The sequence below is a fragment of the Micromonospora sp. NPDC050686 genome (genome assembly GCF_040654475.1).
Taxonomy (GTDB): Bacteria; Actinomycetota; Actinomycetes; order Mycobacteriales; family Micromonosporaceae; genus Micromonospora.
The window spans coordinates 103,726-117,626 of sequence record NZ_JBFAID010000004.1 but is presented as its reverse complement, the minus strand read 5'-3'; the positions used below and the strand labels follow the sequence as shown (position 1 = coordinate 117,626).

At 74.3% G+C, this 13,901-nt stretch carries 9 protein-coding genes; 2 read left to right on the top strand and 7 right to left on the bottom strand.

What is annotated here, in order from left to right; genetic code table 11:
- The first annotated feature begins 37 nt into the window (after positions 1–37).
- Positions 38–1,591, top strand: coding sequence for a GGDEF domain-containing protein (locus tag AB0H57_RS05760; RefSeq protein WP_357503065.1), 1,554 nt, complete (start codon positions 38–40; stop codon positions 1,589–1,591).
- Between the two features lie 48 nt (positions 1,592–1,639).
- Here AB0H57_RS05760 and prfA read toward each other — a convergent pair whose 3' ends face one another.
- Positions 1,640–2,728, bottom strand: coding sequence for a peptide chain release factor 1 (prfA, locus tag AB0H57_RS05755; RefSeq protein ID WP_357503063.1), 1,089 nt, complete (start codon positions 2,726–2,728; stop codon positions 1,640–1,642).
- Between the two features lie 106 nt (positions 2,729–2,834).
- The gene (gene rpmE, locus AB0H57_RS05750; RefSeq protein ID WP_357503061.1) at positions 2,835–3,059 is read right to left on the bottom strand and encodes a 50S ribosomal protein L31; all 225 of its coding nucleotides are present in this window, start codon (positions 3,057–3,059) and stop codon (positions 2,835–2,837) included.
- Between the two features lie 273 nt (positions 3,060–3,332).
- Here rpmE and AB0H57_RS05745 point away from each other — a divergent pair, with 273 nt between their 5' ends.
- Positions 3,333–4,229, top strand: a complete 897-nt coding sequence (locus tag AB0H57_RS05745) for an AAA family ATPase (protein WP_357503059.1) — start codon at positions 3,333–3,335, stop codon at positions 4,227–4,229.
- 123 nt (positions 4,230–4,352) lie between these two features.
- Here AB0H57_RS05745 and rho read toward each other — a convergent pair whose 3' ends face one another.
- The 5 genes from rho to AB0H57_RS05720 all read right to left on the bottom strand — a co-directional run bounded on the left by rho (position 4,353) and on the right by AB0H57_RS05720 (position 13,825).
- The gene (rho, locus tag AB0H57_RS05740) at positions 4,353–6,509 is read right to left on the bottom strand and encodes a transcription termination factor Rho (protein ID WP_357503057.1); all 2,157 of its coding nucleotides are present in this window, start codon (positions 6,507–6,509) and stop codon (positions 4,353–4,355) included.
- Positions 6,510–6,804: 295 nt separating this feature from the next.
- Positions 6,805–7,752: a homoserine kinase gene (thrB, locus tag AB0H57_RS05735; protein WP_357503055.1), complete on the bottom strand. Its 948-nt coding sequence runs from the start codon at positions 7,750–7,752 to the stop codon at positions 6,805–6,807.
- 82 nt (positions 7,753–7,834) lie between these two features.
- Positions 7,835–9,079 (bottom strand): MFS transporter, encoded by a 1,245-nt coding sequence (locus tag AB0H57_RS05730; RefSeq protein ID WP_357503053.1) that lies wholly within the window; start codon positions 9,077–9,079, stop codon positions 7,835–7,837.
- A 17-nt stretch (positions 9,080–9,096) separates the two neighbouring features.
- Entirely contained in the window at positions 9,097–9,906 is an 810-nt protein-coding gene (locus AB0H57_RS05725; protein ID WP_357503051.1) for a polysaccharide deacetylase family protein, read from the bottom strand.
- A gap of 583 nt (positions 9,907–10,489) precedes the next feature.
- Positions 10,490–13,825: an efflux RND transporter permease subunit gene (locus tag AB0H57_RS05720; RefSeq protein ID WP_357503049.1), complete on the bottom strand. Its 3,336-nt coding sequence runs from the start codon at positions 13,823–13,825 to the stop codon at positions 10,490–10,492.
- Positions 13,826–13,901 lie beyond the last annotated feature (76 nt).

The following is a 13,901-nucleotide window of genomic DNA, read 5'->3' as shown; positions in this document are numbered from 1 at the left end:
GCCGGTGCGGCACACGCACACCGACAGGAGGTCGCGGGTGGGCTGGTTCGACCGGGTCACCGACCAGGTTGACGCCCTGAAGCACGCCCAGCGCCTGCAGGAGTCGAGCCGTTCGGCCGAGGCGTGCGTGGTCCTGGACCGGGTCATCCGCACCACGACCGACCCGTACGCCCGGGCCGAGGCCCTGGTGCAGCGCCTCTCCGCGCTGATCAACCTGGGGCGCACGGCCGAGTTCACCCGGGCCATCGAGGAGGCGTCCGCCACCGTCCGGGACCTGGCCGAGCCGTACCTGCACGGGCATCTCAACGCGCTGGCCGCCCTCGCCGCGCACCACCAGGGCGCGCTCGACCGGTGCGTCACCCACCTGGTCAAGGCGGCCCGGGCGCTGGGCGCGGTGGAGGATCCCGACGCGCACACCGCCTGGGGCTGGCACGACCTGGCGATGGCGTACTCCTACCTCAGCTTCCACGGCTACGCGCTGGGCGCCATCGAGCGGGCCCGGCAGCTCGGCACGGCCGCCGGCATCCCGGCGGAGACCTTCGCCGCGCCGGGCATCCGGCTGCGCAACGCGGTCGCCCTGGACCACAACGGGGACAGCGACGGCTGCCTGCGGGTGCTGCGGGACGTCGCCGGCGACTTCGCCCGCTTCCGACGCGCCGGGCAGGCCGACCGGCTGCGGCCGAGCAGCCTCGCCGCGTACGGCTACGCCGCCGCCCGCCGGGCCGCGCTGGGCGACCGGGTGGACCGGGGCACCGACGCCGACCCGGCCCGGTTGCTCGAACACGGCGGGGACAGCGCCCGGGCCCGCGACATGGCCCGGCTGGGCCAGGTCTGCCTGGCGGTGGCCGACGGCCGCCCGATCGAGGCGGTCACCTGGCTGGACCGGACCCGGGTCGGCGACGAGACCCTGGGCGCGGCCGAGCCGGCCCGGCTGCGCAGCCTCGCGCTCTCCCAGGCCGGCGACCACGCCGCCGCGCACCGGGCCGACCGACTGGCCTTCCGGCTTGCCGCGCAGCGCAACGACCGGCTCCGCGACGTCTACATCGACGGCATCGCCGCCCGCATCGACCACGAGGAGATGCGCCGCGAGGCCGCCCGGTACGAGGGCGAGGCGCTGACCGACCCGCTGACCGGGCTGCCCAACCGCCGCCGGCTGGAGCGCTACATCGGCGCGGTGGTGGCGCGCGGCGAGCGGGTGGTGATCGGCGTCTGCGACCTGGACGGCTTCAAGGCGGTGAACACGCGGCACGGGCACCACTCCGGTGACCTGGTGCTGCAACGCATCGCCGGCGTGATCAACCGGGTGATGCGTCGGGGCGACTTCGTGGCCCGCTACGGCGGGGACGAGTTCGTGGTGGTGCTGCCCGGCGCGGTCATGTCGGAGGCCGCCGAGGTGGCCCGGCGGATCGAGGCCGCGGTACGCACCGAGGACTGGGAGTCGCTGGTGCCGGAGACCCCGGTGGGGATCAGCATCGGCTTCGCCGAGGTGGGCGACGGGGCCGGGCCGACGCTGCGGGACGCCCTGGGCGCCGCGTTCGAGGCCGCCGACCGGGAGATGCTGCGCGCCAAGACCCGCCCGCGCGCCTCCTGACCGCAGCGCGCCCGACCCCGCCGGCTGGCCGGCCCGGCGCCGGCCGGGTCAGCGGCGGCTGAGCTCCGGGTCGCCGGCGAGGCGGGCGGCGCGGTCGGCCTCGGTCAGCGCGTCCAGCACGCCGTCGAGGTCGCCGGCCAGCGCCAGGTCCAGGTTGTACGCGGTGTAGCCGATCCGGTGGTCGGTGATCCGGTTCTGCGGGAAGTTGTAGGTGCGGATCCGCTCCGAGCGGTCCACGGTGCGCACCTGCGCCTTGCGGGCGTCCGAGGCGGCGGCGTCGGCCTGCTCCTGGGCGGCGGCGAGCAGCCGGGCGCGCAGGATGCGCATCGCCTGCTCCCGGTTCTGCAGCTGGGACTTCTCGTTCTGGCAGGAGACCACGATCCCGGTCGGCACGTGGGTGATCCGCACCGCCGAGTCGGTGGTGTTCACCGACTGGCCGCCCGGCCCCGACGAGCGGAACACGTCGATCCGCAGCTCGTTCGGGTCGATGGTGACGTCCACGTCCTCCGCCTCGGGCAGCACCAGCACGCCGGCCGCGCTGGTGTGGATCCGGCCCTGCGACTCGGTGACCGGCACCCGCTGCACCCGGTGCACGCCGCCCTCCCACTTGAGCCGGGACCAGACGCCGTTGCCGCCCTCCGGCACCCCCTTGGTCTTGATCGCCAGCGAGACGTCCTTGACCCCGCCGAGGTCGGAGTCCTGCGCGTCGATCACCTCGGTGAGCCAGCCGTGCCGCTCGGCGTACCGGGTGTACATCCGCAGCAGGTCGCCGGCGAACAGCGCCGACTCCTCCCCGCCCTCGCCGGCCTTGATCTCGACGATCACGTCCTTGGCGTCGTGCGGGTCGCGCGGGATGAGCAGCTCGGCGAGGCGCTCCTCCAGCCCGGGCAGGGTCGCGGCGATCGACTCCGCCTCGCCGGCGAAGGAAGAGTCCTCGGCGGCGAGTTCCCGGGCGGCGGCCAGGTCGGCCCGGGCCTGCTCCAGCTCACCGGCGGCCTTGTGCAGCGGGACCAGTTCGGCGTACCGGCGGCCGACCCGGCGGGCGACGCCCTGGTCGGCGTGGATCGCCGGATCGGCCAGCCGCTTCTCCAGCTCGGCGTACTCGTCGAGGAGGGCGGCCAGGCGCTCACTGCTCATGCGGGGGATGCTCCTTCGACGACGACACCGGACGGGGTTACCGAGGGTGGAACGGACGAACGCCCGCGCCCGGCACGGAGGCCGGACACGGGCGTCGTCGGAAGAGTTACTTGGCCTTCTTCGGCTGAACCTTGGCGTACTTCTGCTGGAACTTCGCGACCCGGCCGGCGGTGTCCAGGACGCGCTGCTTGCCGGTGTAGAACGGGTGGCAGGCGCTGCAGGTCTCGACGTGGATCGAGCCGCCCTTGGCGGTGCTGCGGGTCGTGAAGGTGTTACCGCAGGAGCAGGTGACCTCGGTGCTCACGTACTCCGGGTGGATGTTGGGCTTCATGTCGCCTCGGTCCTTTCGTGGGTGGTCGCCGGGTCGCCTCCGCCGCCGTCGCGGCGGATCGTGGCGTGAACCGGAACCGGTGGCCGATTGACCAGTGTGCCATGGGCTCGCGCCCACCCGGCAGGCGGGTGAGCACACCAGGTCCGGCTGGCTCAACGCTCACCTTCCGGTACGCATTCCCGGCCACCGGCGCCGGCATTCCTGCGCGGCCGTACCGTGGGACGGCCGGAGCGGGACGGCCGGGCCGCAACGGGACGAACGTGAGGAGAGGGCATGTTCCGTCTGATCGCCACCCGGGGCCTGCCCGCCTCCGGCAAGACCACCTTCGCCCGCCGGCTCCAGCCCGGCGTGGTCCGGGTGAACCGGGACGACCTGCGCCGGATGATGCACGGCGAGCGGCTCTTCACGCAGTGGGCCGAGGGGCAGGTCACCCGCGCCCAGCGGGCCCAGGTGGAGGCGCTGCTGGCCGGCCGGGTGAGCGTCTGCGTCGACGACACCAACCTGCGCGCCCGCACCCTGCGCGACTGGGCGGAGGTGGCCCAGCGGTACGGCGCCGCGTTCGAGGTGCACGACTTCACCGACGTGCCGCTGGCGGAGTGCCTGCGCCGGGACGCCGCCCGCCCCGAGGTCGACCGGGTCGGCGAGGCGGCGATCCGCCGGCTGCACGAGCGGTTCCTGGCGAACCGCCCGCTGCCGCTGCCGGTGCCCGCCGCCCGGACGGGCGGACCGGCGCGGGTGGCCGCCCCGACCGACGAGCGACCGGCGATCGTCCTGGTCGACATCGACGGCACGGTGGCGCTGAACGTCTCCCGCAGTCCGTACGACATGACCCGGGTCGGCGAGGACGAGCCGAACGAGGCGGTCGTGGCGGCGGTGCGGGCGATGCACGCGGCCGGTCACGCGGTGGTCTTCTGCTCCGGCCGGGACGCCTCCGCCCGCGCCGACACCGTCGCCTGGCTGGACCGGCACGTCCGGGTGCCCTACCTGGCGCTGCACCTGCGGGCGGTCGGCGACCACCGCAAGGACGCCGTGGTCAAGCAGGAGATCTACGAGCGGGAGATCCGGGACCGGTACCGGGTGGTCGGGGTCTTCGACGACCGGCAGCAGGTGGTCCAGATGTGGCGTTCCCTCAACCTCACCGTCTTCCAGGTAGCCGACGGCGACTTCTGAGGTGCAAGGAAGGGACCCCGGTCAACAACTGCGGGTCGCGGCGCGCCGGAGGATCGGCGTACGCGAAAGAAGGGCACGGCCGCGACGGCCGTGCCCTTCTTTGTCGGTCCTACCGGGGCGAGATCACTCCCCCGGCGTCGACTTCGCGATCTGCATCAGGAACTCGATGTTGGTGCGGGACTGCTTGAGCCGGTCCAGCAGCAGGTCCAGCGCCGCCTGCGAGTCCAGCGAGTGCAGCACCTTGCGCAGCTTGTGGATGATGGCCAGCTCCTCCGGCGCGAGCAGGATCTCCTCCTTGCGCGTGCCGGACGGGTGGATGTCGATGGCCGGGAAGGTCCGCTTGTCGGCGATCTTCCGGTCCAGCTTCAGCTCCGCGTTACCGGTGCCCTTGAACTCCTCGAAGATGACCGTGTCCGCCATGGAACCGGTCTCCACCAGCGCCGTGGCGAGGATCGTCAGCGACCCGCCGTTCTCGATGTTGCGGGCCGCGCCGAGGAAGCGCTTGGGCGGGTAGAGCGCGGTGGAGTCGATACCACCCGACATGATCCGGCCGCTGGCCGGCGCCGCCAGGTTGTACGACCGGCCGAGCCGGGTCACCGAGTCGAGCAGCACGACCACGTCGTGCCCCAGCTCGACCAGGCGCTTGGCCCGCTCGATCGCCAGCTCGGCGACGGTGGTGTGGTCCTGCGGCGGACGGTCGAACGTGGCCGCGATGACCTCGCCCTTCACCGACCGCTGCATGTCGGTGACCTCTTCCGGGCGCTCGTCCACCAGCACCACCATCAGGTGGCACTCCGGGTTGTTGTGCGTGATCGCGTTGGCGATCGCCTGCAGCACCATGGTCTTGCCGGCCTTGGGCGGGGACACGATCAGCGCCCGCTGCCCCTTGCCGAGCGGCATGACCAGGTCGATCACCCGGGTGGTGAGGATGTGCGGCTCGGTCTCCAGCCGCAGCCGCTCCTGCGGGTACAGCGGGGTGAGCTTGTAGAACTCCGGCCGGCGCCGGGCCTCCTCCGGCTCCATCCCGTTGACCGTGTCGAGCCGCACCAGCGGGTTGTACTTGTCCCGCCGCTGGTCGCCGCCACCGCCGCCCTCGCGGCCGGCCCGCACGGCGCCGGTGATGGCGTCGCCGCGGCGCAGGCCGTACTTCTTGATCTGCGACATCGAGACGTACACGTCGTTCGGGCCGGCCAGGTAGCCGGTGGTCCGCACGAACGCGTAGTTGTCCAGCACGTCCACGATGCCGGCCACCGGGACCAGCACCTCGTCCTCGCCGACCTGCGGCTCGCGGCCGCCGTCGTTGCCGGACTCGGGGCGGTCGCCGCGGCCACGCCGGCGGTCCCGGAACCGGCTGCGCCGGCCGCGCCGGCCGCCGCCCTCGCCGTCGTCGTCACCGTCGTTGTCCCGCTCGGCGCGCTGGCCGCGGTCGTTGCGGTCACCCCGGTCGTTGCGGTCACCGCGGTCGTTCCGGTCGTTGCGCTCGCCCCGGTCGCCCCGGTCGTTGCGCTCGGCCCGCTCGCCGCCCTCGGCCCGCTCGCCGCGGTCGTTGCGCTCGCCCCGGTCGCCGCGCTCGTTACGGTCGGCGCGCTCGTTACGGTCGCCGCGGTCGTTGCGATCGGCCCGCTCGCCGCCGCGCTCAGCCCGGTCGGCCCGCTCGCCGCCACGCTCAACCCGCTCGGCCCGCTCGCCGCCACGCTCAGCCCGGTCGGCCCGCTCGCCGCCACGCTCAACCCGCTCGGCCCGCTCGCCGCCACGCTCAGCCCGCTCGCCACGCTCAGCCCGCTCGCCACGCTCAGCCCGCTCGGCCCGGTCGCGACCGCCACGGGTCTCGGCCCGGTCGGCGCTCTCCTCGGCCCGCGGCTCGGCGGCCGGGGCCTCCGTCGCCGCGGCCCGGCCGCGCCGGGTCCGGGTACGACCCTCGGTCTGGACCGGAGCCTGCTCGGCGGCCGGCTCGGCGGCCCGGCGTTCCGTCTCGGGACGCTCGCCGGTTCGTACCTCGGCGTGCACCTCATCCCGGGTTGGAGCCGCTGCGGCCGGCACCTCGGCCCGCGGTCGAGGGGTACCGGCGGCGGCGCCCTGCCGCTCGGAGATGGCGCTGATCAGCTCACCCTTGCGCATGCGGGCGGTGCCGGAGATGCCGAGCGACGCGGCCAGGCTCTGGAGCTCCGGCAGCAGCATCGCGGACAGGCCGGTACCGCTGCGCCGCCGGCGGGTAGGGGCGGCGGTGGCTTCGCCAGCGACGTTGGAAACATCCGACGTCACGTCGGTGGTGTCGCTCAATGGATTCCTTCCCTCGATAGGCCGGGACTGCCCGGAGTCGATGTACGAGGTGGCCGGGCGGCCTCGGTGCACCCGCCTCGCAGGAACGCGTCGCGGGAGTCTGTGACACAGCAGCAGGTCGGTTTCCCGACTCACCAACATCGGTGAGCAGGTCTCGCCGGCTGCGGCGACCTGTGGAAACTGCGGTGCGGCGTGGCCTAGGCAGGGGTGACGGGCTGACCGCCGAGAGCTTCGGGGGTGCGCCGACCCGCAGGGAGATCGCATGCTTCGCGGCTGTGCTAGGCCTAGAGCGTAATCAACTCTTCCGACCTGCGGCAACAGGGTCCCGCTCGGCGTGTCCCAGTCTACCCCGTTCGACCCACGCCCCGCGCACCTCTACGGGCAACCGCCAGATCTGCCAGCCCATTCCCGGCTCGAAGCCCTCGGGCGGCCCGGTCAGCGCCAGCACGGTCGGACCCGCCCCACTGACCACAGCCGCCACATCGGCCGCACGCAGCGCCCCCACCAGCGCCGCCGTGCCGGGCATTCCCGCGGCCCGGTAGTCCTGGTGCAGGCGGTCGAAGGTGGCCGGCAGCAGCAGCTCCGGTGCCGTGGTCAGCGCGTGCACCAGCAGGGCGGCGCGGCCGGCGTTCCGGGCCGCGTCGCCGTGTGGCACGGCCGGCGGCAGAGCGGCCCGGGCGGTTGCGGTGAGGCCCCGGTCGGCCGGCACGAACAGGGTGGGCCGCACGGCGTCGGCGACCGGCAGGGACACGGCCCGGGCCCCGGACGGCTCCATCCAGGCGATCGTGAAACCGCCCAGCAGGCAGGGCGCCACATTGTCCGGGTGGCCCTCGATCTCGGCGGCCAGCCGCAGCACCGCCGCGTCGTCCAGGCGCTCGCCGCCGTCGGCCACCAGCGCCCGGGCCAGCAGCACCCCGGCCACGATCGCCGCCGACGAGGAGCCCAGGCCGCGCGCCTGCGGGATCCGGTTGACGCACTCCAGCGACAGGCCGGCGGGCTGGCCGCCCAGTGCGTCGAAGGTGCGGCGCATGGCGGCGGCCACCAGGTGCCGGTCGTCCTCGGGCAGCTCGCCGGCACCCTCCCCGGTCACCGACACCCGCACCCCGGGTGCGGTGGTGATCTCGGCGGCGACGTCGTCGTGCAGACCCAGCGCGAGGCCCAGCGCGTCGAAGCCCGGTCCCAGGTTCGCGCTGGTGGCGGGGACCCGGACGCGGACCGGGCCGGCGGCGAAAGTCAACGGCACCGGCTCATGGTAGGTCCCGGCACCGACATCGGGCGGCTCCGCCCGGACGGTGGGACGTCGCCGACCCGGCGGTGCGGGCCGGTCAGGGCGCCGCCGTGGGCTGCGGTACCGCGGCCGGCTCGGTGAGCGACAGCCGACGGGTGGCCAGCCGCCAGCCCAGCGCGTAGACCAGGGTGACCAGGCCGCATCCGGCCAGCACCACCCGCTCGTCCACCAGATCCACCACGCCGGCCACCACCAGTTGGCTGACCGAGATGGCCAGCGTCGCCAGCATCATGTCGGTGGCGAAGATCCGGCCCCGCAACCGGTCCGGCACCTCGCCCTGCAACGCGAAGTTGGACAGCACCCAGTTGCTGCCGCCGCCCAGATGGGCCAGGAAGACCAGGACCAGCACCAGCGGGAACCAGCCGGCCACCGCGGCGCCCAGGTAGGCCAGCCCGTACAGCGACATGGACAGGGCGAGGCCGGGCAGCAGCCAGGAGCGGGCGGTCAGCACCCGACGCATCAGGATCGGCCCGACCAGGGCCCCGGCCCCGCGGAACGCGAACAGCAGGCCGGTGCCCACCGCCCCGACCCCGAACACCCCGGCCAGCAGCGGGAAGACGGTCAGCACCCCGTTGCCCAGCCCGACCGCGGACTTCACCGTGACCAGCGCCAGCACCCGCGGGTGGTGGGCGATGTGGCCGAGCGCCTCCCGGATCGCCGGCCAGGTGCGCTGGACGGGAACGGTCGCGTCCCGGGGCGCCTGCAACGGCCGGCGGATCAGCGCCGCCAGACCCGCGGCCAGGGCCAGGCCGACCGCCGCCACCGCGAAGGAGACGTACGGTCCGGTGACCGCGCTGAGCACCCCGCCCAGGGAGGCCCCGACCACCGTCATCGTGCCCCACGCCGACCCGGCGATCGCGTTGCCGGCGGCCAGTTCCTCCGGGTCGAGCACGTTGGGCAGGGCGGCCTGGGCGGCCGGCGAGTAGAGCGCCTTGGCGACCGCCACCACGGCGATCGCCAGCATCGCCAGCCAGGCGGCGCCGGCGCCGCGCACGCCGAGCAGCAGCAGCACACCGGCCAGGGCGGCCCCGTTCGCGGCCATCATGATCTTCTTGCGGTCGAACCGATCGGCGATCGTGCCGGTCCAGGGCAGCAGCAGGGCCAGCACGCCGGTGTCCACGGCGAGCACCAGGGCACCCCAGACTCCGCTTCCGGTCAGCTTCGGCAGCAGCACCAGCAACGGCACCATCACGAACCAGTCGGCCCCGAAGACCACCAGCTCCGCCAGGAAGAGATTGCGGAAATCACGGTTGCGGACGAGGACCGAGACGGTGGGTGACACCCGGGCACCTTAACGGCTCAGACCCCGGTGCCGGCATGCAGGAGTTGGGAAACCGTCACGAAGCGGTAGCCGCGTCCGCGCAGGCCGGCGATCATGTCGGGCAGGCCGTCCAGCGCCACGAGCCGGCGGCGGGTACCCACGTCGTGGGCCAACAGGATGGTGCCGGGACGTACGTTCTCGACGATCCGCCGGGCGTGCCCCGCCGGATCGTCGGGGAACTCGCTCTCCACCATCTGGAGGGTCCAGAGCACCAGCCGGTAGTCCAGCCGGGCGGCGGCGTGCAGCACCGCCCCGCCCAGGTGACCGTACGGCGGTCGGACCAGCCGGGGCGCCACCCCGGTCGCCTCGGTGATGGCGTCGTGGCTGCGGCGCAGGTCGTCGTGGACGGCGGTGGCGTCCATCCGGGCCAGGTCCCGGTGCGCCCAGCTGTGGTTGCCCACCTCGTGCCGGCCCAGCCGGCCGCGCACCACGCCCGCGTACCGTCGGGCCCGCTCGCCGACCAGGAAGAAGGTCGCCGGCACGGCGTACCGGTCCAGGGTGTCCAGCACCCGGGTCGTCCACTGTGGGCGCGGGCCGTCGTCGAAGGTGAGCGCGACCAGCGGGTCGTTCGTACGTACCCCCCAGGTCACCGCGACCTCTCCGGCGCCGACCTGCTGGAAGTGGTTGCCCAGGGTGCCGCTCGCCGGTCCACCGGCCAGCGGCAACCGCCGGTCGGCGATCCACGTGCTCTCCGACATCGCGACCGCCCCGACGGCCGCCCCACCGGCCAGCAGCGCGGTACGCCGCAGCACGGTCCGCCGGCCGAGCCGCCCCCCGTCGTCCGCCATCCCCCGCTCCCGCTGGTGAAGCCCCGGGGGCCGGCAACCCGTCGGCTGCCCGACCCGTCGACTGCCCGACCCGGGCCGGCCGACCGCCGGTGGCCGGGCGTCCGTCGCCGAGCCCCTGGCACCCGCCGGAGCGCCGGATCCGGGGCCGCCCAGCGGCAGCCGCCGGAGCGGACGGCCCGAGCGGACGACCGGCCGCCGGAGCGAGTCGGCACCCTCAGTATGCAACCGATAACCAACCGCGAGCGGTCGGATATCCGATCCGGGGCGACGGATGGGACGAATCGGGGCACGCTCATCCCACCGAGGGCCGGTCACCCCCGGGTGGCCGATCACCTCGTGGCCGTCACCTCGGCTGGCCGCCCGCGGGGGGGTGGCCGGCGCCGGGAGGTGGCCCCCGCCGGGAGGTGGCCGGCGCCGGGGGGTGGCCGGCGCCGGGGGTGGCCGCCGCCGGGGCACGCTTGCGAGCGTGATACCTCAGAGGCATCGATATACCTGAGAGGTATCACGCTCGTTCGCGTCATCGCCCACCCGAGGGTTTCGGCGGGTCGCCCCGCCCGGTGAGGACGGCCGGAAAGTCCGGGGGTCAGTCGGCCGGCGGCAGCGGGGAACGGCGGCTCTTCGGCAGGCGGAGCACCTCGAACTGGTCGGTCCCGTCCAGCAACGCGGCGGAGGGGGCGGAGCGCTGCGCCGGCACGGTCACCGGAACCTGACCGGCCGGCCGGGCCGAGCCGTCGCCGGAACCGGAACGAGAACGAGAACCAGAACCAGAACCGACGCCGCCGTCGAGAGCGTCCCCGGGCGCCGGCCCGGTCGCGCCCGCCGGGCCCACCGGGGCGGGCCCCCCGGCCGGCCGGCCGGTGTCGCGCCCCCAGCGCCGGCGCAGCGACTCCTTGGTGTACTCGACCATCGCGTACAGGGCCGGCACCAGCACCAGGGTGAGCAGCGTCGAGCTGAGCAGGCCGCCGATCACCACGATCGCCAGCGGCTTGGAGATGAAGCCGCCCTCACCGGTGAGCCCGAAGGCCATCGGCAGCAGGGCGAACACGGTGGCCACCGCGGTCATCAGGATCGGCCGCAGCCGGCGCCGGCCGCCCTCGACGACCGCCTCCCGCACACCCATGCCCCGCGCCCGGTACTGGTTCACCAGGTCGAGCAGCACGATCGCGTTGGTGACGACGACCCCCACCAGCATCAGCACGCCGATCAGCGCCGGCACCCCGAGCGGCGTGCCGGTGACCAGCAGCAGGGCGATCGCGCCGGTGGCCGCGAACGGCACCGAGACCAGCAGGATCAGCGCCTGGCTGATGCTGCGGAAGGTCGCCACCATGATCAGGAAGACGATGGCGATCGCCGCGAGCACCGCCAGCCACAGGTCACCGAAGGCGTCCTCCTGCTGGGCGCTGGCCCCACCGACGGTGAAGGTCGCCCCCGGCACGTCCAGCGCGGCCAGCCGCTCCCGCAGCTCCCTGGTGGTGGTGCCGAGGTCGGAGCCGGTGGCCGTGCCGGTCACCGAGACGCTGCGCGTGCCGTCGATCCGAGTCACCTGCTGCGGGCCGTCGACCTCGTCCACGGTGGCGACCGCGCCCAGCTTCACCGGGCCGAGCGGCAGCGCCTTCAGCTCCGCCACCGTGGTGGGCGGGGCGGCGGTCGTCCGCAGCACCACCTGGCGGGGCATGTCGTCGAAGGTCACCCGGCCCAGCGGGACGCCCCGGTACGCCTGCGCGACCAGCTGCCCGACCGTCGCCTCGTCCAACCCGAACCGGGCGGCGAACGTGGGGTTCACCGTGACCTCCAGCCGCGGCACCCGCTCGGCCAGGCCGCTGGTGACGTCCTCGACGCCCGGGATGCCGGCCAGCGCCGACCGGGCCGCCTCGGTGGCCCGGGTCAACGCCTCGGCGTCACCGGCCTGGACCACCACCTCCAGCTCGTTGCCGGACGCACCGCCCTGTCCCCGGCCGAAGGTCAGCTCGCCGACCTTCGCGCCGAGACCGTCGAACTCCCGGCGCAGCTCCCGCCGCACCGTCGCGGCGTCCGTCTCCTCGCCCAGGCCGACCGACCAGCGGGCGGTGTCGTTGCCGCCGCCGCCCTCCCACGGGCGGTCCGCGTTGCCGACGGTCACCTGGTACGTTTCGACGCCCTCGGTCCGGGCCAGCACCGCCTCGACCGCCTCGGCCGCCGCGCCCGTGCCGGCCAGCCCGGCGCCCGCCGGCATCCGCTGGGTGATGGCCAGCGTGTCCTGGCCGGAGTCGTCGAGGAAGTTGGTCTCCAGTTGGCGGGCGAGGCCGAAGGTGCCCAGCAGCACCACCAGGCCGAGCGCCACGGTGGCCCAGCGGTTCTTCCGGCTGCCGGCCGCGAACCGCACCACCGGCAGGTACGCCCGCTGCAACGGGCTGCGCAGCTCCCGCTCCTCGGCGGCCCGGCGCACCGCGGGGTCCTCGGCGTCACCCCGGCGCGAGCCGAGGAACCAGTACGCCAGCACCGGCACGACGGTCAGCGAGACCAGCAGCGAGGCGAGCAGGGCGACCGTGACGGTGATCGCGAACGGCGCGAACAGCTCCCCGACGAGGCCGCCGACCAGGGCGATCGGGGCGAAGACGGCGACCGTGGTCAGCGTTGACGCGGTCACCGCGCCGGCCACCTCGCGGACCGCGCCGAGGATCGCGTCCCGCTTCGGCTCGCCGTACCCGAGGTGTCGCTTGATGTTCTCCAGCACCACGATGGAGTCGTCGACCACCCGGCCCACGGCGATGGTCAGCGCGCCCAGGGTGAGCAGGTTCAGCGAGTAGTCGGCGACCCAGAGCGCGATCAACGCGACCAGCACCGACAGCGGGATGGAGACCGCGGTGACCAGGGTGGAGCGGACCGACAGCAGGAACACCAGGATCACCACGACGGCCATCACGAGGCCGAGCAGGCCCTCGGTGGTCAGGCTCTCGATGGACCGCTCGACGTACGGGGCCTGGTCGAGGACCACGGTCAACTCGGCACCGGCGGCGCCGCTCAGCGCGGCCAGCCGGTCCCGCACCTCGTGCGAGATCCGCACCGCGTTGCCGTCCGGGGCCGCGGTGACGGCCAGGCCGAGGCTCGGCCGGCCGTTGGTACGGGTGATCGCGGTGGCCGGTGCCAGTTTCTCGGTCACCGACGCCACCGCGCCCAGCGTCACCGGCCGCCCCCTCGGGGCCGCCAGCACGATCTCGCGCAGCTGCTCGATGCTGCCGATCGGGCCGCCCACCTGCACCGGCAGCGAACGCGACCCGTCGGTCACGGTGCCGGCCGGCACGGCCACCCCGTTGCCCTTGAGCGCCTCGGCGATGGCGGTCGGCGCCAGCCGGTGCGCGGCCAGCTTCCGCGCGTCGGGGGCGATCACCACGACCGAGTCGCGGGCGCCGGTCAGCGCCACCGAGCGGACCCCCTCGATCCCCTCCAGCTCCGGTACGACCGAGTCGCGCAGCCGCCCGACGAGCGCCTGCTCGTCCCCGTCGGCGGCCGAAGCGGCCAGCACCACCGCGGGCAGGTCGTCCGTCGAACCGACGAGCACCCGCGGTTCCACCCCGTCGGGCAGTTGGCCGTCGATCCGGCCCAGCGCGGCCTGCATCTTGTTGACCATGTCGTCCACGTCGATGCCGTACGTGTACTGGACGACGACGGTGGCCGAGCCCTCCCGGGAGGTGGAGGTGATCTTCTCCAGCCCGGGGACGCCCCGCAGGCTGTTCTCGATCGGCTCGGTGACCTGGGCCTCGACGATTTCCGGCGCGGCGCCGGGTTGGACCGCCACGATGAACGCGGCCGGCAGCTCCAGCGACGGCAGGAGCTGCTGCTTCAACGACGGTACGGCGAACGCGCCGAACGCCGCGGTCACCACCGCGATGAGGGCCACCAGCCCCCGGTTGGCGAGGCTGAATCTGGCGAGCAGCGACATCGGTCTGGCTCACTCCTGAGGGGAAGGGACGGCTCGGGAGGAAAGTGTGCCGGAAGGGATCTTCGGCACCCCGCCC

Excerpts from the sequence above, each read along its gene's own strand:
- AB0H57_RS05720 (WP_357503049.1), bottom strand. The coding sequence starts at position 13,825 with ATGTCGCTGCTCGCCAGATTCAGCCTCGCCAACCGGGGGCTGGTGGCC.
- AB0H57_RS05745 (WP_357503059.1), top strand. The coding sequence starts at position 3,333 with ATGTTCCGTCTGATCGCCACCCGGGGCCTGCCCGCCTCCGGCAAGACC.
- prfA (WP_357503063.1), bottom strand. The coding sequence starts at position 2,728 with ATGAGCAGTGAGCGCCTGGCCGCCCTCCTCGACGAGTACGCCGAGCTG.
- AB0H57_RS05725 (WP_357503051.1), bottom strand. The coding sequence starts at position 9,906 with ATGGCGGACGACGGGGGGCGGCTCGGCCGGCGGACCGTGCTGCGGCGT.
- rpmE (WP_357503061.1), bottom strand. The coding sequence starts at position 3,059 with ATGAAGCCCAACATCCACCCGGAGTACGTGAGCACCGAGGTCACCTGC.